The sequence below is a fragment of the Micromonospora sp. NPDC049175 genome, from assembly GCF_043197345.1.
GTDB lineage: Bacteria > Actinomycetota > Actinomycetes > Mycobacteriales > Micromonosporaceae > Micromonospora.
The window spans coordinates 96136-119921 of the sequence record NZ_JBICSY010000002.1 but is presented as its reverse complement, the minus strand read 5'-3'; the positions used below and the strand labels follow the sequence as shown (position 1 = coordinate 119921).

General features: G+C 71.1%; 26 protein-coding genes. 7 read left to right on the top strand and 19 right to left on the bottom strand.

What is annotated here, in order from left to right; genetic code table 11:
• Nucleotides 1–23 precede the first annotated feature (23 nt).
• From ACGFH8_RS07370 to ACGFH8_RS07320, 11 genes are all read right to left on the bottom strand, one after another.
• Nucleotides 24–452, bottom strand: coding sequence for an ATP-binding protein (locus ACGFH8_RS07370; RefSeq protein ID WP_393367001.1), 429 nt, complete (start codon nucleotides 450–452; stop codon nucleotides 24–26).
• 66 nt (nucleotides 453–518) lie between these two features.
• On the bottom strand, nucleotides 519–1973 hold the full coding sequence (locus tag ACGFH8_RS07365; protein ID WP_393364866.1) for an ATP-binding protein: 1455 nt from the start codon (nucleotides 1971–1973) through the stop codon (nucleotides 519–521).
• 45 nt (nucleotides 1974–2018) lie between these two features.
• Nucleotides 2019–2807 (bottom strand): glycerophosphodiester phosphodiesterase, encoded by a 789-nt coding sequence (locus tag ACGFH8_RS07360; protein ID WP_393364863.1) that lies wholly within the window; start codon nucleotides 2805–2807, stop codon nucleotides 2019–2021.
• Nucleotides 2808–2817: 10 nt separating this feature from the next.
• Nucleotides 2818–3153: a rhodanese-like domain-containing protein gene (locus ACGFH8_RS07355; RefSeq protein WP_393364860.1), complete on the bottom strand. Its 336-nt coding sequence runs from the start codon at nucleotides 3151–3153 to the stop codon at nucleotides 2818–2820.
• A 58-nt stretch (nucleotides 3154–3211) separates the two neighbouring features.
• On the bottom strand, nucleotides 3212–4174 hold the full coding sequence (locus tag ACGFH8_RS07350; protein WP_393367000.1) for an LCP family protein: 963 nt from the start codon (nucleotides 4172–4174) through the stop codon (nucleotides 3212–3214).
• Between the two features lie 183 nt (nucleotides 4175–4357).
• Nucleotides 4358–5623 carry an LCP family protein gene (locus ACGFH8_RS07345; protein WP_393364857.1) on the bottom strand — a complete coding sequence of 422 codons (1266 nt, stop codon included), beginning with the start codon at nucleotides 5621–5623 and terminating at the stop codon, nucleotides 4358–4360.
• Between the two features lie 185 nt (nucleotides 5624–5808).
• On the bottom strand, nucleotides 5809–7035 hold the full coding sequence (locus ACGFH8_RS07340; RefSeq protein WP_393364854.1) for an LCP family protein: 1227 nt from the start codon (nucleotides 7033–7035) through the stop codon (nucleotides 5809–5811).
• A 76-nt stretch (nucleotides 7036–7111) separates the two neighbouring features.
• Nucleotides 7112–8089, bottom strand: a complete 978-nt coding sequence (locus ACGFH8_RS07335) for an NAD-dependent epimerase/dehydratase family protein (protein ID WP_393364851.1) — start codon at nucleotides 8087–8089, stop codon at nucleotides 7112–7114.
• Nucleotides 8090–8170: 81 nt separating this feature from the next.
• A complete protein-coding gene (locus ACGFH8_RS07330) occupies nucleotides 8171–9862 on the bottom strand; it encodes a cation acetate symporter (protein ID WP_393364848.1) in 1692 nt (563 codons plus the stop codon).
• Nucleotides 9840–10205 carry a DUF485 domain-containing protein gene (locus ACGFH8_RS07325; protein WP_393364845.1) on the bottom strand — a complete coding sequence of 122 codons (366 nt, stop codon included), beginning with the start codon at nucleotides 10203–10205 and terminating at the stop codon, nucleotides 9840–9842. The genes ACGFH8_RS07330 and ACGFH8_RS07325 overlap by 23 nt, the downstream gene beginning before the upstream one ends.
• A gap of 175 nt (nucleotides 10206–10380) precedes the next feature.
• Complete coding sequence (locus tag ACGFH8_RS07320) at nucleotides 10381–11133, bottom strand: flavin reductase family protein (RefSeq protein WP_393366998.1); 753 nt, start codon at nucleotides 11131–11133, stop codon at nucleotides 10381–10383.
• Between the two features lie 6 nt (nucleotides 11134–11139).
• On the opposite strand from ACGFH8_RS07320, the gene ACGFH8_RS07315 reads away from it, so the two are divergent.
• The 3 genes from ACGFH8_RS07315 to ACGFH8_RS07305 all read left to right on the top strand — a co-directional run bounded on the left by ACGFH8_RS07315 (nucleotide 11140) and on the right by ACGFH8_RS07305 (nucleotide 12570).
• Nucleotides 11140–11445, top strand: a complete 306-nt coding sequence (locus ACGFH8_RS07315) for a hypothetical protein (protein ID WP_393364842.1) — start codon at nucleotides 11140–11142, stop codon at nucleotides 11443–11445.
• Between the two features lie 136 nt (nucleotides 11446–11581).
• Complete coding sequence (locus ACGFH8_RS07310) at nucleotides 11582–12367, top strand: Scr1 family TA system antitoxin-like transcriptional regulator (RefSeq protein ID WP_393364839.1); 786 nt, start codon at nucleotides 11582–11584, stop codon at nucleotides 12365–12367.
• Nucleotides 12364–12570 carry a DUF397 domain-containing protein gene (locus ACGFH8_RS07305; RefSeq protein WP_393364836.1) on the top strand — a complete coding sequence of 69 codons (207 nt, stop codon included), beginning with the start codon at nucleotides 12364–12366 and terminating at the stop codon, nucleotides 12568–12570. Before ACGFH8_RS07310 ends, ACGFH8_RS07305 begins: the two co-directional genes overlap by 4 nt.
• Here ACGFH8_RS07305 and ACGFH8_RS07300 read toward each other — a convergent pair.
• The 5 genes from ACGFH8_RS07300 to ACGFH8_RS07280 form a co-directional block, all read right to left on the bottom strand.
• Nucleotides 12567–14270: an ABC transporter permease gene (locus ACGFH8_RS07300; RefSeq protein WP_393364833.1), complete on the bottom strand. Its 1704-nt coding sequence runs from the start codon at nucleotides 14268–14270 to the stop codon at nucleotides 12567–12569. The genes ACGFH8_RS07305 and ACGFH8_RS07300 overlap by 4 nt on opposite strands.
• On the bottom strand, nucleotides 14255–15019 hold the full coding sequence (locus tag ACGFH8_RS07295; RefSeq protein ID WP_393364830.1) for an ABC transporter ATP-binding protein: 765 nt from the start codon (nucleotides 15017–15019) through the stop codon (nucleotides 14255–14257). The genes ACGFH8_RS07300 and ACGFH8_RS07295 overlap by 16 nt, the downstream gene beginning before the upstream one ends.
• Before the next feature lie 84 nt (nucleotides 15020–15103).
• Nucleotides 15104–16744, bottom strand: coding sequence for a cation acetate symporter (locus ACGFH8_RS07290; RefSeq protein WP_393364827.1), 1641 nt, complete (start codon nucleotides 16742–16744; stop codon nucleotides 15104–15106).
• A gap of 1 nt (nucleotide 16745) precedes the next feature.
• Nucleotides 16746–17159, bottom strand: coding sequence for a hypothetical protein (locus ACGFH8_RS07285; protein ID WP_393364824.1), 414 nt, complete (start codon nucleotides 17157–17159; stop codon nucleotides 16746–16748).
• Between the two features lie 44 nt (nucleotides 17160–17203).
• Nucleotides 17204–18514 (bottom strand): DUF4153 domain-containing protein, encoded by a 1311-nt coding sequence (locus tag ACGFH8_RS07280; protein ID WP_393364822.1) that lies wholly within the window; start codon nucleotides 18512–18514, stop codon nucleotides 17204–17206.
• A gap of 5 nt (nucleotides 18515–18519) precedes the next feature.
• Here ACGFH8_RS07280 and ACGFH8_RS07275 point away from each other — a divergent pair, with 5 nt between their 5' ends.
• Entirely contained in the window at nucleotides 18520–18711 is a 192-nt protein-coding gene (locus ACGFH8_RS07275) for a hypothetical protein (RefSeq protein ID WP_393364819.1), read from the top strand.
• A 44-nt stretch (nucleotides 18712–18755) separates the two neighbouring features.
• Complete coding sequence (locus ACGFH8_RS07270; RefSeq protein ID WP_393364816.1) at nucleotides 18756–18965, top strand: hypothetical protein; 210 nt, start codon at nucleotides 18756–18758, stop codon at nucleotides 18963–18965.
• Between the two features lie 202 nt (nucleotides 18966–19167).
• Here the strand turns inward: ACGFH8_RS07270 and ACGFH8_RS07265 are convergent, their stop codons facing one another.
• Both ACGFH8_RS07265 and ACGFH8_RS07260 read right to left on the bottom strand, forming a co-directional pair.
• The gene (locus ACGFH8_RS07265) at nucleotides 19168–20241 is read right to left on the bottom strand and encodes a sensor histidine kinase (protein WP_393364813.1); all 1074 of its coding nucleotides are present in this window, start codon (nucleotides 20239–20241) and stop codon (nucleotides 19168–19170) included.
• Nucleotides 20238–20915 (bottom strand): response regulator transcription factor, encoded by a 678-nt coding sequence (locus ACGFH8_RS07260; RefSeq protein WP_393364810.1) that lies wholly within the window; start codon nucleotides 20913–20915, stop codon nucleotides 20238–20240. The genes ACGFH8_RS07265 and ACGFH8_RS07260 overlap by 4 nt, the downstream gene beginning before the upstream one ends.
• A 210-nt stretch (nucleotides 20916–21125) precedes the next feature.
• Between ACGFH8_RS07260 and ACGFH8_RS07255 the strand changes: the two genes are divergently transcribed.
• Nucleotides 21126–21647 carry an RNA polymerase sigma factor gene (locus tag ACGFH8_RS07255; RefSeq protein ID WP_393364807.1) on the top strand — a complete coding sequence of 174 codons (522 nt, stop codon included), beginning with the start codon at nucleotides 21126–21128 and terminating at the stop codon, nucleotides 21645–21647.
• The gene (locus ACGFH8_RS07250; RefSeq protein WP_393364804.1) at nucleotides 21634–22896 is read left to right on the top strand and encodes a WD40/YVTN/BNR-like repeat-containing protein; all 1263 of its coding nucleotides are present in this window, start codon (nucleotides 21634–21636) and stop codon (nucleotides 22894–22896) included. Before ACGFH8_RS07255 ends, ACGFH8_RS07250 begins: the two co-directional genes overlap by 14 nt.
• A 103-nt stretch (nucleotides 22897–22999) precedes the next feature.
• On the opposite strand, the gene ACGFH8_RS07245 is transcribed toward ACGFH8_RS07250, so the two are convergent.
• The gene (locus ACGFH8_RS07245) at nucleotides 23000–23752 is read right to left on the bottom strand and encodes a helix-turn-helix domain-containing protein (RefSeq protein ID WP_393364801.1); all 753 of its coding nucleotides are present in this window, start codon (nucleotides 23750–23752) and stop codon (nucleotides 23000–23002) included.
• Nucleotides 23753–23786: the final 34 nt, after the last annotated feature.

Sequence of the window (23786 nt, the reverse complement as noted above, 5' to 3'; positions counted from 1 at the left end):
CAATAACCTCATGATCAACGGGGTCAGCCGGCCGGCACCAGGTTGGGGCGGGGGGTTGGGGTTGGGGCCGGGGTTGGGTCGAACTCCGCCCAGACGCGCTGGCCCATGCCGTCCCGCTCGACACCCCAGCGGGTCGCCAGACCGGCCACGATGTGCAGCCCTCGCCCGTCCGCCGCGTCCGCGCTGGCCGTCCGGAGCTGCGGCGTGGTGCTCGCGCCGCCGTCGGTGACGCCGAGCTGGATCGAGGGGCCCAGCGCCGAGGGCCGCAACCGCCAGGCCACCCGGACCACCCCGCCGGGCAGCGGCCCGGCGTGCCGCACCGCGTTGCCCACCAGCTCCGCGAGCACCGCGATCAGGTCCGCGAGGACCATCGGGGGTACGACGCCCGCCAGTTCACCGGCGAGCCGGTGCCGGGCCAGCCGTGCCCCGGCGGGGTGATGGGGCACCACCACGCACCACGCCTGATCCCTCGCTGCCGCTGCCGCTGCCACCGTCGCCTCCACGTCGCGCCACCTCGGTCAACCGCGCGGTAGCCGCACCTCTGCGACCGTACCGCCGTCGGTCCTTGGACGTAGGGATACCCATCCATTCTGTTGTTCAACGATCCGGCGGACGAGATAGAGGCCGAGCCCCGCACCCGGGTAGCCGCGCCGGTCGCCGGACTCGCCCTGCCAGAACCTGTCGAATGCCCGCTCCACATGCTCCGGTCGGATGCCGATGCCCCGGTCGCTGACCCGGAACGCCACCAGTTGACCGTCCACCGAGGCGGCGATCTCGATCGGCGACTCCGGTGGTGAGTACTTGCCGGCGTTCGTCGTCAGCTCGGTCAGCACGGTGGCCAGGCTGGGCCGGTGGCCGAGCGCCTTGGGCAGGTCGGCCGGGAGGCGGAGCACCAACCGGCGACGCAGCTCCGTCGGCAGGTCCAGGACCGCGGAGCGCAGCGCTTCGCCCAGGTCGAACGGGGTGGGCGGATCGTCGCCCGGCCCGGCCTCGGCCGCCGAGCTGAGGAGACGGTCGACAAGTCGGGCCAGCTCGTTGGCGCGTTGCCCGATCACCCGGGCAGCCTGCCGCCGGTCGACGTCGGTCAGCGAGTCCCAGTGGTCGGTGAGGGTGTCCGCGTATCCCTTGATCACGGTGACCGGGGTACGGAGTTCGTGGCTGGTCACCGCGACGAACAGCTCCCGGTCGTGGTCGCGGCGCTGCTGGTCGGTGATGTCGCGGAAGGTGACCACCCGCAGCGTGCCCGGACCGGGCAACTCGCCGGAGGTGATCCGCAGCCAGCGGCCGTCCGGCATCCGGTGGTCCCGCACCTGACCGGAGGGCGGCAGCGGGAACGGCAGTGGTCTGCTCAGCGCCTGCTCGACCGGGCGGCCGGTGACCTCGGCGGCGGCCGGGTTCCAGAGTCGGACGTTCCCGTCCCGGTCGACGACGGCCAGCCCGTCGGCGAGGGCCGCCACCACCGGGCCGTCGCCGTGCACCGGCAGGCCGCTCTGGTCGCCGTACATGTGGGCGATGCAGGACGCGAGGTAGGCGACCACCCCCTGCCGTTCGGCGTCCGGCTCGTCGTCGCCGGGATAGAGCGCGTGCAGGCTGCCGACGGTGTGGCCGCCGATCTCGGCCCGCGAGACCGCCATCCAGCGCAGGTCACTGCCGGCCAGCTCGCCAGCCAACTTGCCGTTCAGGCTGCCCACCAGCACGTTGCGCACCCGTGGCCCGTTGAGCAGGCACACCGTGTCCGGGTCGTCGACCGCCAGGGGACGGCCGAGGGCCCATTCCGCCGCGCCGGTCGCGACGATCACCCGACCACCTGTGGGACCGAACTCGACGAACGCCATCCCGGTCGTGCCGAGGGCCGGCTGGGCCACCCGGAGCAGTTGGGTGAGGACCGGAAGACCCGCCTCCCCCGAGTTGATCATCTCGATGACGACGGTCTGACCGGTGAGGAGAGCGGGGAAATCGATACGCTCCGGCATGTGCCGAGTCTGCCCCGCCGGCCGGGTTTTGGCACCCTTACCTGGTCAGCGGGCCAGCCGGGCGAGGGCGTACCCCGGTCGGTCGGTGATGATCCCGTCCGCCCCGGCCGCCAGCACCAGCTCCAGGTCGGTCGGCTCGTTCACCGTCCAGACGTACACCTGGTTGCCGGCCGTGCGAAGCGCGGGCAGCAGTTGCGGGCGGGCCCGGACCAGGCCGATGCCCGGCCCCGCGATACGGGTGCCGAACGGCAGCCGACCCAACCTCGGCCAGCGCGGCAACACCTCCAGCAGCAGCACCGTGGGCAGCTTCGGGGCCAGTTCGTGTACCCGGCGGACCGCCAGCGGGGAGAACGACATGACGGTGACCTGCACCGGATCGTCAGGTGTCGGGTCGGCCAGCCCGTACCGACGCAGCAGGCTGACAAGTCGCCGTTCGACGGTCGAGCCGTAGCGGGACGGGTGTTTCGTCTCCACGAGCAACCGGACCGGCCGCCCGGCGGCGAGCACCGCGTCCAGCAGTCGGGCCAGGGTCAGCAGCCGGGTGTGTGAGTCGTCCGGCGGCAGGTCGCCGTTCGGCGCGCTGCCCGGATGCCACGAGCCGAAGTCCAGGGCGTCCAGTTCGGCGAGCGTACGCGCGCTGACCAGACCGCGACCGTTGCTGGTGCGGTCGAGCCGTCGGTCGTGCACGCAGACCAGGTGCCCGTCGCGGGTCAGCCGGACGTCGCACTCCAGGCCGTCGGCGCCCTCGTCGAGAGCCCGCAGGTACGCGGCGAGGGTGTGCTCGGGAAGGTCGTACGAGGCGCCGCGGTGCGCGAAGACAAGTGGACCACCCATCCCGGCCGCCTCAGATGACCTGGCCGGGCTGCCCGTTCGCGTCGACCACCGGGCGGCCGACCGCAGCCCACTGGCGCATGCCGCCGTCGGCGTTACGCACCTGCTCCCAGCCGTTGTTGACCAGGTAGGCGACGACCTGGGCGGAACGCCCCCCGGAGCGGCAGACGACCGCCACCTCCCGGTCGGTGGGCACCTCCGCGATTCGAGCCGGCAGCTCCATCATCGGCAGGTGGTGGGCATTCGGCGCGTGGCCGGCCGCCCATTCGTCGTCCTCCCGCACATCCAGCAGGTAGGTCTCGTCGGCGATCTCGGTCACGGGCACGGTGGGAACCTGGGGTCCGAACACAGGAAGCAACACTAGATCCTCGTCGACCGGTTCGGCACCGACCTGGCCGTCGGCACCATCACAACCGTGTCACCCAGCGCGGGTTGGCCTGCGCCCAGGACGGCATCTGTCGGCCGCGAACCGCCTCGAACAGCCCATTGCCCCCGTTGTCCAGCACCACGTACGAGACCTCGTCGATGGTCTGCGGGGACGACGGCACCTGGACGCCGCGCATCCCGTCGGGCGGCAGCGCGCGGAGCGCGAGGAGAAGGTCGGACAGGGGTACGCCGTTGGTGTCGACGGTCAACGAGCCGCCCACCGCCCGGAGCACCTGATCCAACTTGACCGGGTTGCTCCGCAGATCGGCCCTGCCGGCGCTGTCCAGCATCGCCCGGAGCAGTTGCTGCTGGTGGTGCTGCCTGTCGTAGTCGCCCCCGGGCAGGTCGTAGCGCTGCCGGACGTAGTCCAGGGCCTGCGCGCCGTCCATCTGTTGGCAGCCGACGGGGAAGACCCGGTTGGTGTGGATGGAGCGGACCTCGGTGTCCACGCACATCCGCACGCCGCCGAGGAGGTCGATGACCTTCCGGAAGCCGGAGAAGTCGATGAGCGCGGCACCGTCGAACCGGATTCCGGTGAGCCGGTTGAGGGTGGCGGAGAGCAGTTGGGCCCCGGCCGGTCCACCGCCGCCGTGCTCGTACGCCGCATTGATCTTGTCTGGACCGCCTCCGAAGCCGTTCGCGGGCGGGATGGCGACCAGCAGGTCACGCGGGACGGAGACCAGGTAGGCCTCCCGCTGGCCGGCGGGCACGTGCACGATGAGGATGGTGTCGGAGCGTTGGTCCGGTCCGCTGCCGCCGGGGCGGCGGTCGGAGCCGACCAGGAGATAGTTGAGCGGCCCGTCCAGGTCGGTGCGGCCCGTGCGGGCGTCGGGGTCGAGCAACTGTTCCTTGGTCACCGTGCGGTCGTACCTGTTGCTCAGCGTCTTGAGCCCGACCACGGCGAGCCCGGCCAACAGGACGAGGGCCAGGCCGATGCCGAGCATGATCCGCGACCCTCGGGCGCGGCGTGCTCGGGTGGGCGGGGCCGCGTTGTCCCGGCCCGCCACGTTCCGTCCCCACCTGGACGTGACCGCCTCCCCGCAGCCGATACGCGAAACCTGCTCACGTCAGGCTACGGGCGGTGACGGGGTGCTCGCCGGCTTTCCGGGACTTCCGGCCACCGTCGCTCACTTGCGGGTGGAGATCACCTCGGGGTGGGTGAAGACGAACTCGGCGAGCTTGTCCTGCTTGACCGCCTGGAACATGTCCTTCGTCACGTCGTTCAGTGCCTCGGTGCCGTTGCCGGCGGCGTTGTAGGTGCCGTTGTTGGTCTTGAGCATGGTCAGCTCGTTCGCGGTCACCCCGCGCATGGTGAAGATGAAGTTCTCGATCGACGCGCCGCCGGTGTCCAGCACGAACGCCTTGCCGGCCGCCTTGATCAGCTGCTGGAGCTTCGCCGGGTTGGTGAGCATCCCGCCGTCGGTCGCCTTCTTGGCCATCGCCTTGATGAGCTGCTGCTGGTTCTGCTGCCGGTCGTAGTCGCCACCGGGCAACCCGTAGCGCTGCCGGGAGTAGTCGAGCGCCGCCCAGCCCTCCATCTGCTGGCAGCCCTTCTTGTGCACCACAGCGGTGCGCGACTTGCCGGTCTTCTTGGCGTCGGCGTTCCACATCGGCTTGCCGTCGACCATCGACATGTGGTGCGACTTGACCTCGTGACTCACGCAGATCCGCACCGTGCCGAGGGTGTCGATGACGTTCTTGAAGCCGCCGAAGTTGATGATCGCCGCACCGTCGAAGCTGATGCCGGTGAGCCCCTTGATCGTCTGGGCCATCAACTGGGCGCCGCCCTCCCAGCCGCCGCCGTTGCGGGCGCCGGCCTCGAACGCGGCGTTGATCTTCTCGGTCCCACCGGCGTAACGGCTCTTCGGGAACGCCGGAATCCGCGCCTCGGTGTCCCGGGGAATGGAGATCAGGTACGCCTGGTCGTGCGTGGCCGGGATGTGCAGGATGATGATGCTGTCCGAGCGGACGTTGTCGGCGGCCCAGCGCTCCCGGGCGTCCACACCGAGCAGCAGCATGTCGATCGGGCCGTCCAGACTGGCCCCGCCCTCGGCGTCGGACTTGCTCGCGTCACCGAGCAGGTTTCGTTGCGCGATGTCACCTGTCGCCTGGCCGATCAGCACCTTGCCGCCGACGATGCCCACGCCGCTGCTGAGCATCAGCACCGCCCCGAACACCACAGTCAACCGGGCCCACAGCGGGTCCTTGCGCTTGGTCCGCTTCTTCGCCGACCCACCGCCACCCACCCGGCCGCCGCCGCCGTCGCCGCCGGGCGGGCGCCCGCCCGGCCCGCCACGCGAGGGGTGCGCCTGCGCCGGTATGGCCGCGGAGACGCGGCCGCTGGGGGCGGCGGACCCGGGGGAAGGAGGGCGGCGACTGGCCTGAACCGGCATGCGTGCTCCAGCTCGTGATCAGGAGGGGGCGGCGGCACCACTGTACGTACATCAAATCGACTTGGCGAGTTCATCCCGGGTCAATCCCGGCGCCGACTGACACGAATCGGGTCGATCGGTGCGTCTCGATGACCCGAACGGCCTGCTGACGGTCGGCCCGGCGGACTACCGGGCCGACCGGTGAGTCAGCCGCCGTCCCTGTTCTTCGGTGGGTTGGCCTTGACCCACTCCGCCATGGTGTCCGCCGTCATGGCCCGGTACATCGCGAGCGCCTTCTCCCGGTCCGACACCACCACCGACTCGCCGTTGATGGTGTCGCTGCCCGAGTTCGGGCTGGTCACAAACGTGAGGTTCTGGCCGCGCAGGTTGCGGAACTGCAGCGCCATATCAGTAACCGAGAAATCCTGGTCGACGGTTACGGCCGCGGTCACCGACTGGAGGAAGTTGTTGAGTTTGCCCGGGTTCGCCAGCGTGCCGCTGCTCGCCGCCTTGTCCATCAGCGCCCGGAGGAACTCCTGCTGGTGCCGCATCCGGGCGAAGTCCCCCTCCGGGAACTGCTTGCGCTGCCGGATCCAGTCCAGCGCCTCCGCGCCGTCCATGTGGTTGGTGCCCTTGGTGAACGTCCGGTACGGCTTGTGGATCGAGGTGATGGTCCGCTCCACCTTCAGGTCCACCCCGCCGAGGGCGTCGGTGACCTCCTTGAAACCGCCGAAGTCGATCGCCATCACGTGGTCGATCCGTACGTCGGTGAAGCACTCCACGGTGCGGACCGCCAGCGGCAGCCCGCCGAACGCGAACGCGGCGTTGATCTTCGCGCGCTGCCCGGAGTCGCAGGCCGCGCCGGCGCTCTCCGGGATCGGCACGTAGAGGTCACGCGGGATGGAGACCAGGTACGCCTCCTGGTGGTCGGCCGGGATGTGCATCACGATGACCGTGTCCGCGCGCCACTGGCTCTTGCTGTCGACGGGCGCGTCCGGGTCCCGGGAGTCGCTGCCGACAAGCAGGATGTTGAGCGCGCCGTCCACCGTCTTGGCCGGCCGGCCACCGGTGATCTCCGCGAACGGGTCGGTGCGGGCCAGGTCGCCGTTGAGGTTGCGGGCGTACAACCAGGCGCCCACGCCGCCGAGCAGCGCCAGCACCAGCACCGCGACCCCCGACACGAGGGCGATCCGACCCCACCGGGGTCGCGGCCCACGCCGCCCCGACCCGCCGAGGCCACCCGGCCCGCCGGGCCCCCGGGGCCCCGCCGGACCGCCGGGCTTGGGCTGCTCCTCGTCGTACGGCGGGTAGAAGCGCGCCTCGGTCGGACGGGCGCGCCCGGAGGCGGCCCGGTCGGGGCCGGGGACCGACGCGCGCCCGGCGCTGCGGTGCAGGTGCGGATGCGGGACGCCGGCAGACGAGGTCGCAGACATGTCACTCAGGGTACGTAGCGCAAGCCACCGCCGCCTTCAGCCGACACTCAGAGACCACCGGGCGTCGACGAACTGGTTACCCTAGCCGCGCCCGGAAGTACGCGATCGTGCGTCGCAGGCCGTCTTCGGGCGCCACCGTCGGCTCGTAGCCGAGCAGTTCGCGGGCGAGCGTGAGATCGGGCCGGCGCATCTCCGGGTCGTCCGAGCTGCGGGTGACATAGGTCACCGTCGAGGCGCTGTCGGAGAGTGACACGATCAACTCGGCGAGTTGCCGCATGGACAGCTCGTGCTCGGTGCCGCAGTTGACCGGGCCGGTCTCGGTCGAGTCGAGCAGCAGCAGGATGCCCCGCACCAGGTCCTCGACGAAGCAGATGGAGCGGGTCTGGTCACCGGTGCCGTGCACGGTGATCGGCTCGCCGCGCAGCGCCTGGGAGATGAAGGTGGGGATGGCCCGGCCGTCGTCCGGTCGCATCCGCGGGCCGTACGTGTTGAAGATCCGGACGATCGCCGCGTCCAGCCCGCGGTAGCGGTGGTACGCCATCGTCGCGGCCTCGGAGAAGCGCTTCGCCTCGTCGTAGACGCTGCGGACCCCGATCGGGTTGACGTTGCCCCAGTAGGTCTCGCGCTGCGGGTGCTCCTTCGGGTCCCCGTACGCCTCGGAGGTGGAGGCCATCAGGAACCGGGCGCCGTCGGCGACCGCGCGCTCCAGCAGGTGCAGGGTGCCCACCGAGCCGACCCGGAGGATCTCCACCGGCAGTTGGGCGAAGTCGGTGGGGCTGGCCGGCGAGGCCATGTGCAGGATCGCGTCGAACCGCTCGGCCAGCGCCGGGTGGTGGGCCGGCAGACCCTCGGAGATGTCCGCTTCGACGAGCGTGAAGGTCGGCCGGTCCAGCAGGTGGGCGACGTTTTCCTTGGAGCCGGTCACGAAGTTGTCGAGCGCCACCACCGTGCAGCCCCGGGCGATCAGCGAATCCACCAGGTGCGACGGGACGAAACCGGCGCCGCCGGTGACGAGAACGCGGTGACCGGAACCGAAGCGCTCAGCAACCTTCATGCCGGTCAGCCTACCGACAGGCGTTTGCGCGAAGAGGCCCCCTGTTGCGCACAGGGGGCCTCCTCGTGACGAGCGTTCGGATCAGTGGGCGCCGGAACCCGTGAGGGCGCGCACCTCCAGCTCCGCGTACTTGTCCTCGTCGTGCTCCTTGGAAATGACGGTGCCGATCCATCCGCACAGGAAGCCGAACGGAATGGAGAGGATGCCCGGGTTGGACAGCGGGAACCACTGCCAGTCGTGATCCGGGAACATCGACGTCGCCGCGCCGGAGACCACCGGCGAGAAGAACACCAGCAGCACGGCCGAGACCAGACCGCCGTAGATCGACCACACCGCGCCGGAGGTGTTGAACCGCCGCCAGAAGAGGCTGTAGAGGATCGCCGGCAGGTTGCCCGAGGCGGCGACCGCGAAGGCCAGCGCCACCAGGAACGCCACGTTGAGGTTCTGTGCGTAGATCGACAACAGGATGGAGATCGCGCCGATCACCAGGGCGGAGATCCGGGCGACCCGGACCTCCTGCCGCTCCGACGTCTCACCCTTCTTCAGCACGTTCGCGTAGAAGTCGTGCGCGAGGCTGGAAGAGGACGCCAGGGTCAACCCGGCCACCACCGCGAGGATGGTGGCGAAGGCGACCGCCGCGATGATCGCCAGCAGGGCCGCCCCACCCAGGTCGCCGCCGAAGAAGTCGATACCCAACGCCTCGGCCAGCTGTGGTGCGGCCGTGTTGCCGGCCTTGTCCTGGGCGGTGATCGCCTTGCTGCCCACCAACGCCGCCGCACCGAAGCCGAGGGCCAGGGTGAGCAGGTAGAAGGTGCCGATGATGCCGATCGCCCAGAGCACGCTCTTGCGGGCCGCCTTCGCGGTCGGCACCGTGTAGAAGCGGATCAGGATGTGCGGCAGACCGGCCGTGCCGAGCACCAGGGCGATACCGAGCGACAGCAGATCCACCTTGTTGTAGAAGGTCTGCGTCGAGTTGCCGGCGACCTCGACGCCGTAGCGCAGCCCGGGTTCGAGGAACGCGCTGCCCTTGCCGGACGCCTCGGCCGCCTGGCCCAGGAGTGCCGACAGGTTGAAGTTGAACTTCGCCAGCACCAGGATGGTCATCAGCAGCGCGCCGGTCATCAGCAGGAACGCCTTGACGATCTGCACGTACGTGGTGCCCTTCATGCCACCCACGGTCACGTAGATGATCATCAGGGCGCCGACCATGACGATGGTGGCCACCTTCGCGGTGCCCGCGTCCATGCCGAGGAAGGTGGTGCCCGGCTTGATGCCGAGCAGCAGCGCGACGAGCGCACCGGCACCCACCATCTGGGCGAGCAGGTAGAAGATCGACACCGTGATGGTGGAGACCGCCGCCGCCGTCCGCACCGGACGCTGACGCATCCGGAAGGCCAGCACGTCGGCCATCGTGTACCGGCCCGAGTTACGCAGCAGCTCCGCGACCAGCAGCAGGGCCACCAGCCAGGCGACCAGGAAGCCGATCGAGTAGAGGAAGCCGTCGTAGCCGTAGAGCGCGATGATGCCGGCGATGCCGAGGAACGACGCGGCCGACATGTAGTCGCCGCCGATCGCCATGCCGTTCTGGAAACCGGAGAAGGACCGGCCGCCGGCGTAGAAGTCGGTCGCCGTCTTGGTCTGCCGGCTGGCCCAGATTGTGATGCCCAGGGTCACCGCCACGAAGACCAGGAACAGCGTGATGGTCAGGTTGCGGGCGGTGTGGTTGCCCGCCTCGGCCGCGAGGACCGTCTCAACCGCGTGGACCGTCTTCACGGGTCACCTCCCCCATCTCTTCGCGGATCCGGTCGGCGATGGGGTCGATCTTCCGGTCCGCGTACCGGGAGTAGAGCCAGGCGATCAGGAACGTGGAGACGAACTGGAGCAGGCCGAAGACAAGTGCGACGTTGATGTTGCTGCCGAACAGCTTCGTGCCCATGAAGTCCCGGGCGTACGCGGAGAGAATGACGTAGAGCGCGTACCACAGGAAGAACGCGACGGTCATCGGGAAGACGAAGCCGCGCAGCGCACGCCGCAGCCCGGCGAACTCGTCCGACCGTTGTACGGCCAGGTACTTGTCCGACTGGGAAGCGGCCGGAGCGGGTGTGTCCGTGGACATCTGTGGATCACCACCTTCACAGGCGTCAGAGGAGTTTCGCGCACCGTAGGAGCGCGCTCCCCCGACAGGGAAGGCTGAGATCGACGCCGGTAGACGAGTGCGCCGAGCGGTTGGTTGCGTGCGCCAAGTGACCCAGATCACCCCGGTGACCGGTCGGGCCGGGCGAGTCGCCCGTTCAGGCTGGCAGCTCGTGGTACCGACCGCGGTAGTGCAGCAGCGGAGCCGCCTCCCCGGTCAGCTCGACCGCCTCGATGGTGGCCTCCACCAGCAGGCCCCAGCCGTACTCGCGGGTGTTGTCCAGTCGGCAGCCGGCCCAGCCGCCGGCGTCGCCCGGCACCGGCCCGTACGGCGTGTCGATCCACTCGCCGCTGGCGAAGAGCCCGCCCGGGGCGGGGAAGAGGCCGGCGAACCGGTCCGCGAGCTGCCGGTGCGGCGGGCCGAGCGGCGTGACCGCGAACCGACCCGCCTCCTCCGCCGCCGCCCAGAGGTCCGACTCGGGGTCGATCAGCCCGAGCAGCCGGTCCGGTTCCCCCTCGGCGACAAGCGTGGACGACACCGTCAGCCCGGCCGGGCCGGGCGCCGTCCAGAGCGTCACCGGCGCGGCGAGCCGGCCGCGCAGTCGGCGGACCGGCGACCGCTGCCCGCTCGGCACCGCGAACGGATCGGTGGAATGGATCTCGGCACCCGGCTCATGATTCACGTGAAACATTGTGCCGCCCCGACCCCGCGCCCAGCCCACGAAGCGCTCGTGCAGGTCGGTGGGTCGGCCACCGAGCCGGGCAAGCTGATCACCCGCCTCCGTCATCAGAGCGCCCAGGTAGATCAGCAGCGCCACGCGGTCGTGCCGGTACTCGGCCAGCAGCGTCAGCCGCGCCGGCTGGCACGGCCAGTGCGCGCCGCAGCCGCGACACCGCCAGAGCGGGCGCATCGGCAGGTGCGGCCGGCTCACCTCAGCGCTCCGCGCCGTTCGCCCGCCGGGTCCGCGTCGGCATCAGGCCATGCGGCCCGGCCCGGTCGCGGCAGGGCCACCGTCGGCCCGTTCGCCCACGCGGGAGGCCGGCCCGGCTGGCCCGCCGAGCGCTTCGATCCGGTCGCGCCCGGCACGGCCGTCGACGCCGCCACCTTCCTCTTCTGGTACGACCACCGCGCCCTGTTCCCGCTGCGGATGAACCCGGACATGGCTGATCCCCTCCCAGTCGACGAGGGCCGCCCCGATCGGGGGATGACCGGGGCGGCCTGAACGCAGGACCGGACGCCGGGACGTCGCCTCCACCGGCCGGGCCGCGTGCCTTCCACCCTGGACGGAGAGACGCGGACAGGGGAGGATGCCAGGGCTTACTACGCAGGGCGATCACGTACTTACCGGAGAGGTAAGGATGAACATCGAGATGTGGGTGCGGGCGTTGAAGGCCGCCCGGGCCGGTGCCGAGGTGTCCCAGGAAGCACTTGCGGCCCTGATCAAATGGAGTCCCTCTACGGTGGCCGCCATCGAGACCGGCCGGCGTCGGCCGACAATGGAATTCGCGGTCGCCGCCGATGAGGCCCTAGCCACCGGCGGCCTCCTCGCCGAACTGCTCAAGGCTGCGGACCAGGAACATGGCCCATCCTGGTTCGTCCCATGGCGTGGATACGAGCAGCGGGCGACGCGCCTACGTGCCTTCGAGGCATGCCTCGTGCCCGGCCTCCTTCAGACCGAGGAGTACGCCCGTGCCGTTATCTCGGCCGGGGGACTGCACCCGCCGGCTGTGGTCGACGAACTTGTTGCGGTTCGCTTGGAACGCCAACTGCTGCTCTCGCGGGATACGTCGCCGTATTGCGTTTTCCTGATCGACGAGATGGGCCTTCACCGTCCGGTGGGCGGTCCCGCCGTGCTCAACGCCCAACTCGGCCGACTACTTGAGGTGGCGGATCTCCCGTTCGCCAGATTGCACGTCATTCCGCTGAACGTCGGTGAGCACGTCGGTTTCGGTGGCGGGTTTGTGTCCGCCGATCTGCCGGACGGGGACAGGGTGCTCTACCTGGAAAATGCCGCTCGCGGACACGTCGTCGACGACCCTGAAACGCTCCGATTGATAGATCGCAAATGGGATAGTCTGCTCGGCGAAGCACTCTCGGCAAGAGCCTCAATGGATCTGATCCGGAAGTTGAAGGTGACACCATGACGATGATTGAGCCTCGCTGGCGCACGTCCACCCGATCGACTGACTCCGGCGGCAACTGCGTCGAGGTGGCGGCCAATCTGCCCGACGTGGTGTTGGTCCGGGACAGCAAGGACCGCTCCGGCCCGACTCTCACCTTCGCTCCGGCCGCCTGGCGTGGCTTCGTCGCCGACACCGCCCAGGCCCTCGGTCGGCGCGTCGGTTAACGGCGCGGCGTGACCGTGGACAGCAGTTCCGGCTGACGCCGGTCCAGCACGTCGCCGGCCAGGTACGCGCCCAGCAGCGCCGCGCCCAACCCGTACGCCGCGCCGAACGGAAGGGCCAACCAGAGCCAGGCATCGTCGAGCAGCACCGCGGCCACCACCATCGGCAACGCCGCGACCACCGAGATGGCCATGGCCAGCACGGTGAGCAGCCCCTTCGCGACACCAGCGCCGCTGTTCATCGCGAACGGGTTGCTCGTCTCCGGCAGCGAGTACGCCCCGAGCACGGAGATGAAGCTGTTCACCGCCAACCCGGCGCCGTAGGTCGCGACCAGGCTGCCGAAGGTGAGCCCGAGCCATTCCGGCCGCCCGAGCACCACCGACAGCACCACCGCGACGAACGCCTGCATCGGCAGCACGTACAGCGAGAAGGCCACCATCCGTGCGCGCAACTCCACCCGGCCGGGCACGCCGGACACCACGTTCACCGCGTACGCGCTGCCGTCGAAGCCGAACTGGTTGGCCAGGGTGACCGCGGCGAGCACGCCCACGAGGAGCATGGAGATGGTGACCAGCACAGGTGAGGTGTCGGCGGCACCTGCCGTCAACCCGGCGCCGTCCTCGAGCGCGAAGTCCCCGCCCGTCACGTTGATCACCACGGGTACGAAGATGCCGACCACCGCGATCGTGATCAGGTTGGCCCGGCGGCGGGCATCCCGCCACCAGTAGCGGGTCTCCCGGGCGACAAGCGCGCCGAACCGGTCCCGCCGCGCCCAGCCGGCCAGTCGCGGAAACAGTTGACCGACCGCGCCGCCGGTGGCCGCGCGTTGTGCCGGCGCCTTGCCGGCGTTCGCCGCACCCACCATCGCCGATTCCAGCGACCGGGACCACCAGAGCAGCAGGGCGCCGATCGCCACCACCGTGATCAGCAACTTGACCGGGGCGGCCCAGACCCGGCCCTGCGCCACGTCGATGCCGACGGTCCACGGCGCCCCGAACGGAGTCCAGCCGACGACCGTCGCCAGCCCGGTCAGCCGGTCCCAGTCCGCGTCGCGTAGCGCCGCGAGACCGAACACCTGCAACGGCCCGAGCAGCGCGGCGGTCACCGCCAGCAGCACGGCTGCCAGGTCACGCACCCGGCGTGACCGCAACATGCTGGCGAAGGCGCTTGTCACCGCCCGGCTCGCGGCCACACAGAGCAGCAGCCCACCCGCCACCCCGAGGAGAGCCACCAGGCCCGCGGACCAACCGCCCAAGGCCCAGGCGGTGAGCACCAACCCGAACGACGCGACGAGAAGCGCCAGCACCGGCACGCTGACCAGAGCGGCGGCGAGCAGGCCGGTGACAAGCGTGCGCCGGGACAGCGGCAGCAGCGCGAACCGGGCCGGATCCAGTGTCTCGTCCACGCCGAAGAAGACGAGCGGCAGCAGGAGCCAACCGAGCACCAGCAGCGCGCCGCCGGCCGCCGCGACCAGCACCGCGTACTGGCCGTTGTCGGCCAGGCCGGGCGCGGCGAAGAGGAAGAAGCCGGTGACGGCGAACCAGAGCCCGATCAGGGCGCCGCCGATGAACAGGGCGATCCGCCAGCCCTGACCTCGGAAGTTGTTGCCCATCACCCGCAGCTTGAGCCGTACGAAGTGCCGGGCCGAGACCTGCCGCACCGGCGCGGACGGCTCGGCGGTCACGCTCACTGGGAGAGCCACGACAGCTCCTCACCGGTCGCGGTGCGACCCCCGACCACCTCGACGAAGACCTGCTCCAGCGAGCGCTCCCCGCGCACCTCGGAAAGCGTCCCGACCCGCTTGATGGTGCCGCCGGCGAGGATCGCCACGTGCGAGCAGAGTCGCTCCACGACCTCCATCACGTGGCTGGAGAAGACCACGGTGCCGCCGCCGGCCGCGTACCTGGTGAGGATGTCCCGGATCAGCGCGGCGGAGACCGGGTCGACCGCCTCGAACGGCTCGTCCAACACCAGCACCCGAGGCCCGTGCAACAGTGCGCAGGCCAGACCGATCTTCTTCTTCATACCCGCCGAGTAGTCCACCACGAGCGTCCGACCGGCGTCACCGAGCGCCAACACGTCGAGCAACTCCGCGGCCCGCTGGTCGACCACCGCCGGGTCCATCCCCCGCAACAACCCGTTGTACGCCAGCAGCTCCGCCCCGGTCAGCCGATCGAACAGGCGAACACCGTCGGGCATCACGCCGAGCAGCCTCTTGGCGGCCACCGGGTCCTGCCAGACGTCGTGCCCGAGCACCCACGCCGATCCTGCGTCCGGCCGCAACAGCCCGACCGCCATCGACAGGGTGGTGGTCTTGCCGGCGCCGTTCGGGCCGAGCAGGCCGTAGAAGGAGCCGGCGGGGACGTCCAGGTCGACACCGGCCACCGCGATCGTGCCGTCGAAGCGTTTGGCCAGGCCACGCAGTGCGAGCGCGGGGTGCGCAACAGTCATGGAGCTGACGTTATCCGCCGCCCGCCAGTTGCGCCTTCCGGCGGCAGGCGGACGCGCCGTCATACCCAAGGGGGACAGCGGTCCTCACAGGCGGACGGTTTCGGGGGTGTGCAGGCGCAGCATGATGGCCGCGACGTCGGCCGGTGCCCGACGTCGGGTCGCCATCGACACCGCGACCATCACGGTGAAGGCCAGCGGCACCGTCCAGGCGGCCGGCTGGGTGGTGAGCGTGGCCGGCCAGCCGGACAGCGGTGGGCCGAGCACGGTGAGCAACACCGCCCCGATCGCCGCCCCGCCGCCCACCACCACGCCGGCGGCGGCGCCCACGTCGGTCAGCCCACGCCACCAGATGCCGAGCACCAGCAGCGGGCAGAAACTCGACGCGGCGACCGCGAAGGCCAACCCGACCACCTGTGACACGTCGAGTCCGGAGACGTGCAGCGCCAGCAGCGTCGGCACCGCTCCGGCGATCACCGTCGCCAACCGGAAGCCGCGCACCGAACCCCGGCCGAGCACATCCGTCGAGATCACCCCGGCGACGCTTGTCAGCAGCCCGGACGAGGTCGAGAGGAAGGCCGCGAACGCGCCCGCCGAGACCAGCGCGGTGAGCAGTCGCCCGGTTGCGCCGTCGCCGAGGGCCGCACCGGGCAGCAACACCACCACGGCGTCGGTCTGCCCGCTGACCAGCAACTGCGGCGTGTAGATCCGGCCGAGCACCCCGTACAGGGTGGGTAGCAGGTAGAAGGCCCCGACCAGGGCCAGCACGACAAGTGTGGTCCGGCGGGCCGCCGCGCCGTCCGGGTTGGTGTAGAAGCGGACCAGTACGTGCGGCAGGCCCATGGTGCCCAGGAACGTGGCCAGGATCAGCGAGTACGTGGCGAACAGCCCTCGGTCGTCGTTGCCCGCGGCGCTGGGCAGCAGCCAGTCGCTGGCGGCGGTGGCCACCCCGGACACGCCCGGCACCGGGTCGCCGGCCGCGAAGGTCAGCTCGTCGCCGGGGCGTACCTCGCGGATGTCGCCGTCGGGCAGGGTGAGGGTCGCGCGGTGCTCGACCACGACTGTGGTCGCGGCCCGGAACGTCGGCCCGTCGGGCGGCGTCACCGCCGGGCGGCCGTCGGCCTGCCACTGCAACGCCAGGAAGATCACCGGTACGGCGAGCGCGGTCAGCTTGAGCCAGTACTGGAACGCCTGCACGAAGGTGATGGCCCGCATCCCACCCAGCGCCACGTTCGCGGTGACCACGGCGGACACCAGCAGGGCGCCGACCGGGTACGGGGAGCCGGCGACCGTGGCCAGGGTCAGCCCCGCGCCCTGGAGCTGCGGCACCAGATAGAGCCAACCGATGAAGATCACAAATGCGGTGGCCAGGATGCGCAGCCGACGGGACCCCAGCCGCAGCTCGCAGAAGTCGGGCAGGGTGAACGCGCCGGAGCGGCGCAGCGGCGCCGCCACGAAGAGCAGCAGGGCCAGGTACCCGGCGGCGAAACCGACCGGGTACCAGAGCACGTCCACGCCGTACTTGAGGACCAGACCGGCGATGCCGAGGAAGCTCGCCGCCGACAGGTACTCGCCCCCGATGGCCGCGGCGTTCCACGTCGGGCTGATCGCCCGGGACGCCACCAGGAAGTCGGACGTGGTCCGGGCCAACCGCAGCCCGTAGAAGCCGATCCCGACGGTGACCAGGGTGACCGCGACGATGGCCGGGACCACGAACTCGTTGCCCACCTCAGCGCTCCGGCCGCTGCACCAGATCAGTGAAGTCCTGCTCGTTACGCTCGGCCAACCGCACGTACGCCCAGCCCACCCCGATCAGGAACGGGAACGAGGCCACCCCGAGCAGCAACCACGGCAGGTTGACGTCGGCGACCGTGGTCCGGCCGAGCGAGGGCGCGATGGCGAACAGCAGGGGCAGCCCACCCAACCCGATGGCCACCACGAGCGTGAGCCGCAGCGCCAGCGCGAGTTGCGCCCGGACCAGGCCGCGGACCAGCGCCTCGCCGACCTGGGTCTGCTGGGCAAGCTCGGCGCGGGTCCGCTCGGCGCGGGTGTCCTGCCGGCTGATCTCGGCCAGCACGATCCGGGCCCGCCGGGGCGGCGGCGCCTTACCGCCCGACCCCACGTCAGGGAGTTGCTTGGCCACCCCGGCAGTCTGGCCCGCCGCGCCGGATTGTCAAGCGGTGTCGCTCACCAGCGTCGCGTACCGGGGCAGTCCGTCACCGCGCTGGTCGTCGGGATCCCGGCGAGGTCCCGGCGTGCCCTCTCCCGGCCGAGGTTCGCCTCCCAGAGACCGTCCCGGGGCAGCTCGGCGGCGATCTGCCCCAGTGCGCAGACGCGCATCGGCTCGGGCAGCCGGGTCAGGGCCGGTACGGCGTCCGCCGACAGCCCGGACAGGTAGCTGACGTCCAGGCGACCGGTCTCCAGGTACCTGTCGACGTTCCGGTCGGCGATCAGCCGGTCCGGGTTGACCAGGGCCAACCCGAGCAGCGCCAGCACCGCCGTGCCGACCACGAGCCGGGGCAGCCAGGCGGCCCGCAGCCGCACCACCGCCACCCCGACCAGGACGAAGAGCAGCCCGAGCCAGAGTTCGACTGTCGTCACGAAGAGCCGGAGGCGGGTCGCGCCGTACGCGTCGGCGTAGACCTGCATCCGGTAGAGCGCGGAGGCGACGACGACCAGGCTGAGCGCGGCGAGCGTGCCGAGCAGTGCGCGAACCAGCAGCCGGTCCACGCGTGTGGTCGTCGGCGCCCGGCGGGCGGCGACCGCGATCACCAGCAGGGTGAGCGCGGTGACGGCGAGCAACTGCCAGAAGCCGCCACGGGCGTACTGGGCGTAGGTGAGCCCGCCGGTGCGCAGCACGTGATCCGCGCCGCCGAAGAACACCGTGAGCTGGACCAGCACGAACGCCGCGAACAGGGCGTCCAGCAGCACCAGCGGCAGGGTCCACTCCAGCCGGTGGGCCGGGCGGGCCGGCCCCGGCCGCAGGCCCTCCAGGTCGGGTGGACGGCTGACCAGGTACGCGGCGCCGAGCAGACCACCGCCGATCAGCCCCAGACGCAGCAGCCAGCCGACGACACCAGCCATCGAGATGTCGGGCAGGAGACCCGTGACCAGATCGGCGAAGATCGCGTCGGCGGAGGAGAAGAGCAGGCCGAACAACAGCAGCAGGCCAGCGGAGATCGCCAGGCTCTTCAGGATGCGCCCGACGCCGATCCCCGCCCCGGCCGGGCGGGTGTCGCCCAGTCCGCGTACCGCCCAGGGGAGCGCCCGTACCGTCGCGGCCGGCGGCAGCGTCGCGGCGACGAGCATCCCGAGCGGGCTTCGCCCGCCGGTCACCGCGAGTGTCCCGGTCACCGCGGCCGCGACGAGGCAGAGCGCGAAGAGCCAGCCGGCGGCCCGGACCGTGCCGACGGCGACCAACGCGATGGTCGCGACGGCCCAGGCGACCTGTGCCGCCCGCCCCGGTGCCCCCGTGGCACCGGGACGGACGGCCGCCACCGCAGGTGGCGGTGCTGGCGTGGTCGCCGTTGGCGTGGTTGGCGGTGCTGGCGCGGTCGCCGTTGGCGGTGCTGGCGCGCCTGCGGTCGCAGTTAGTGGTGTTGGCGCGGTCGCCGCCGCAGGTGGCGGTGCTGGCGCGGCCACCGTTGGCGTCGTCGGCCCGGCGGCTGCCGCGCTGGGCGCGGCCGGCGCGCTGACGCCCAGCGGCGGGGGCGATGGCCGGGAACGGACGACACCAGCGGTGACCACGGCAGCCACGCCGGCCAGCGTGGCCACCAACCAACCGAGGCCGGGACGCACCATCGTGAGCGTGGCCGCGCCGACGACCGCCGCCGCCGCCAACGCCACCAGGACCAGCGGAGGGGCGGAACCGGACGGCCCCGGCCAGCGCCGAGCGATCGCCGACGGTGGCCTGGGTACGGCCGGCGTACCCGGCCACGCGTGGGGATGACCGGCGGCCGGACCCGGTCTGACGGTCGCGAGAACCTGCGGTCCGGTCGGTCCGGTCGGTCCGGTCGGTCCGGTCGGTCCGGTCGGTCCGGTCGGTCCGGTCGGTCCGGTCGGTCCGGTCGGTCCGGTCGGCCCGGTCGGTCCGGTCGGTGCGCTCGGTCCGGTAGGTCCGGCCGCCGGAAGCGGGGTGGTGCCGGGGCTGGTCATGCGACCTCTTTCCGATGTGGCCCGTCGCTCGGGATGGTGACCTGGATGCGGCAGCCGGGCCGATCGACCCGGTGCGGTTTGACGGGGTCGAGGACAGCTATTCGGCCACCGTGCAGTTCGACGACCCAGCGGGCGATGGCCAGGCCGAGCCCCGTCCCGCCGCCGGCGGACCGATCGCCGCGGGTGAACCGTTCGAAGACCCGGGACCGCTCGCCGGGTGAGATGCCCTGACCCTCGTCGCTGACCTCGAAGCGGAGCTGGTCGGCGTGTTCCTCGGCGCTCAACCGCACCGTGCCGCCGGGTGGGCTGTGCCGTGCCGCGTTGTCGAGCAGGTTCGCGAAGACCTGGTGCAGCCGCCACGGGTCCGCGTGGACGGTCAGCGGTGCCGACAGTTCGCGAAGCTCGAAGCGCACGTCCAGCGCCGCCCCGGACGCGCTGGCGGTGGCGTGTTCCACCGCCTCGTCCAGGAAGTCGTTCACGTCGATGTGTACCCGGCGCAGCGGCACCACCCCGGCGTCGAGGCGGGACAGGTCGAGCAGGTCGGCGACGAGGTGCCCGAGCCGTTCGGTCTGGGACAGCGCCGAGCGCAGCGCCGCCGGTTCGGCATCGGCCACCCCGTCCACCATGTTCTCCAACACGCCCTGCAAGGCGGTGATCGGTGTCCGCAGCTCGTGCGAGACGTTGGCGATCAACTCACGTCGGCGCTGGTCGGCGGCGTGCAGATCCTCGGCCATCTTGTTGAACGCCTGAGCCAGCTCGCCGACCTCGTCCCGGGAGGTGGCGCGTACGCGCCGGGTGTAGTCGCCACGGGCCATCGCGCCGGCGGCCGCCGTCATCTCGCGCAGCGGCGAGGTCATCCCGTGGGCGAGCACCTGCGAGGTGACGAGCGCGATGCAGATCGCCGTGATCGACGTACCGGTGGGAAGCCAACCGATGCCGTACCAGAAGTAGCCGAAGGCCACGGCCCAGGAGGCGACGAGCAGGACGCCGAGCTTCATCTTGATCGAGCGGACCGGGTCCAGTGGACGGGGTAACGCCCGATCCAGCCAGTCCAACAGCCGGCCGGTCACGCGGACACCTCCAGGGCGTACCCGACGCCGTGGACGGTCCGGATCAGGTCGGCGCCGAGCTTGCGGCGCAGCGCCTTGATGTGGCTGTCCACCGTGCGGGTGCCACTTCCGTCGACCCATCCCCACACGTCGGCGAGCAGCCGCTCCCGGGGGAGCACCGTGCGGGGCCGCCCGGCGAGGTGGACCAGCAGGTCGAACTCCGTCGGCGTGAGGTGCACGTCGACGCCGGCCCGGCGGACCCGCCGTTCGGCCTCGTTGATCTCGATGTCGCCGAGGCGGATCGCGGGCGGCGTCGGGGCCGCGGCCCGCTCCACGCGGCGCAGCAGGACGTGCACCCGAGCGGCCAGCTCTCGCATCGAGAAGGGCTTGGTGAGGTAGTCGTCCGCGCCTACCGCGAGCCCCACCAGCAGGTCGGTCTCGTCGTCCCGGGCGGTGAGCATCAACACCGGCACCGGCCGGTCGGCCTGGATCCGGCGGCACACCTCCAGGCCGTCGAAGCCGGGCAGCATCACGTCGAGGACGACGAGATCCGGCTGGCCGGTGCGGAACTGCGCGACGGCGCTGGGCCCGTCCGCCGCGACCTGCACCGTGAAACCCTCGGCCCGCAGACGGGCGGCGATGGAATCGGCGATGGTCCGCTCGTCCTCGACGACCAGTATCCGGCGTTCCTTCATGGGTCCCGACTGTAGGGAGCGGCCGTGGAGATCAGTGGGTCGCGTTGTGAACAACCTGTGGAGAACCGCTCACGCCTGTGGATAACTCCGCCACCAAGCCCGCTGGCGAGCGGGAACCCTCTCGCCCTGCCGCTGGCCGACATCTTCTGACCGTCGCTCGGAACCTTTCCCTCCGCCCAGGAGTGGGACAGGTGAAGAGGGGTGGTGAGGGTGTCCGACGCTGATCTGATTGCCGAGCTGTACGCGGGCTGTTTCCGACGACTCGTGGTGCAGCTCTACGCGGTGACCGGCGATCTGTGCGAGGCGCAGGAGGCGGTCCAGGAGGCGTTCACCAAGGCCCTGACGGCACCTGGCCGGCTCGCCCGCCTCGACAACCCGGAGGCGTGGCTGCGCCGGGTCGCGGTGAACGTCGCGCGTAGTCGTCACCGGCGGCGGCGGGTGCTGGACGGGCTGCTGCGTCGGATCGGCCCGCCTCCGACGGTTGCCGACCGTTCGCCCGAGCACTTGGCGCTGCTCGCCGCGTTGCGCGAACTGCCCCCGGGGCAGCGGCACGCGCTGGCCCTGCACTACCTGGTCGACCTGCCGATCGACGAGGTGGCGGCGACGCTCGGCGTTTCCGCCGGCACGGTGAAGTCCCGGTTGTCCCGGGGCCGGCAGGCGCTGAAAGCGCTGCTCACCGACTCAGAGATCAGCGAGAGCACGATCATCGGGAGGATCGATGTCCACACCTGAGTTCACCGGATTCGACGTCGACACCGTCGCCGACGCGGTCCGCCAGCCACCCCTGGACGACATGCGGACGGCAGCGCGGGCCCGACGTCGGCGGCGTACCAGCGGGGTGGCGCTTGTTGTGGTTGTCGCCGTGGCCGGCGTGGCGATGCTGCCGCTGTTCGGCAACACCGGCCGGGGTGGGTGGACCGGTCCGGACCAGCCGCCGGTCACGCCGGACCGCGGTGGTCAGCTCTTCCTGACCGGGCCGGAGTCGGCAGTCGTCGCGGGGGTGTGGGACGCCGACGACGGCTGCTTCACGGTGCGGTTCCGGCACACCGACGACGGTGGGCGAAGCTGGACCGATGACGAGATGACCCGGTACCGCACCACCAACCAGTGCGGACTTGATGCAGAGGGAAATCCGCTGAGCAACCCGGAGTTCTCGGTGCTGAGCGAGCGCTCCTACCTGGTCCGGGACGGTGACCAGCTCCGGCTCTCCACCGACTACGGCCGCACCTGGCGGGACGCCGAGCAGGCAATGGTGACGGTGTCGGCCCTTCCGGCGAAGGCGCAGCCGGTCTTCTGTCAGTGGAGCCAGGGCTGCGGAGCGCTCCATGAACCGGTGGCGGTCTCGCCGACGGGAACCGTCTACCGGCTCGGAGGCAAGCCGCCGTCACCCCGTCCGCCCCAGAACATCTATCCGAGCGCGGACGGAACCATCTGGGCGACCTACTGGCCGGGTTACCGCAGCGCCTTTGTGGTGGCTCGGAGCGTGGACCGGGGAGCCACCTGGACGACCTGGCAGTCGACCCAGGGGGCGAACGTGATCGCGATAGCCGGGGTCAGCGCCCAGGAGGCGTACCTGTTGATCGCGCTGCCACCACCGGGTGGGCCCCAGCCGACGGAGGTCGAGGGCACGTCGCAGTTGCTGCGTACCACGGACGGGGGCCGGACCTGGGCGGACGTGGGCACCGACCTGCCCCCCTCACTGGAGAACCGGTGCCTGGTTATTGGCTCGGACGGCTCCCTGCTGCTCGTCGAGACGGGAAACAGGGAGCCCTCAAACAACAGGTCCACGGCCATGATCAGTTTCGATGACGGACGACACTTCAAGACCGTCCGCGAGTACGACCGACGCGACGGGCGCGTCGGTGCCGCGCCCGGATACGCCTGGCTCTACGGCCGGGACGACCTGGCGGTAGGCGGTGCGGACCACGTGCAGTTGACCCGCGACGGCACCGCCTGGACGCGCTTCCCGCTCCCGGACTGAGCGCGGGTACGCGGCGGGGCCGGTGGCGTCGTGCCACCGGCCCCGCTGTGCGGCGGAAGTTGTGCCGCCCGTCGGTCAGCCGCGGCGGCGAGTCCTGGTCTGCTCAGGGCCGGAAGCTGGCCCGGTACTCCGTTGGCGTGCGGCCGGTCAGCTCCCTGAACGCGGCGTTGAACGCCGACAGTGAGGTGTAGCCGACCAGGAACGCGATCCTGGTTACCGGGGTGTCACCCGCTGCGAGTTCCTCGATGGCACGCAACACCCGCATTCGGCGCAGGACCGCCCGCCAGGTCATGCCGGTCTCCTCCTCGAAGCGTCGTGCCAGCGATCGCGGCGCGAGACCGACGTCGACCGCCACGTCCTCGAAGCGGACCTCACCGCCGAGCCGCTGCTCGGTCAGCTCGAGGGCTCGGCGAAGTTCCGGTGATCGCCCCGCCGGCACGACGACCGGGCTCGGCTGCTCGGCGAGCCGCCAGGTCACCGCGGCGAGCGCGCCGAACAGCGTCTCCGCGTACGCCGTGAGGGGTTCGTCGGACTCGCCCCACGTGCGGCACTCGGTCAGCAGCGCGCGTGCCAGCGGGTTGAGGTCGAACACGGTCAAGGGTGCTGGCGGCGCCGGAGTGAATCGGGTGTCGAACAGGACCGACGCGGTCGTGACCGGCCGCGGGATGCTCACCCGGATCGGCCGGCCTGCCTCGATCAGGGCTGCCCGCGCCGGTGGCAACAACCACGCCTGACCCTGCGCCTCCAGCCGAAGGGTCCCGGCGGAGGCGCAGAGCAGGTAGTGGCGGTCCACACACAGGTCGCGAGCGGACTCCGGCGCGAACGTGCGGACGAAGCTGTATGTCCTGCGGGTCATCGACGGCCTCGCACACGTCATCCTAGAAGTCCGC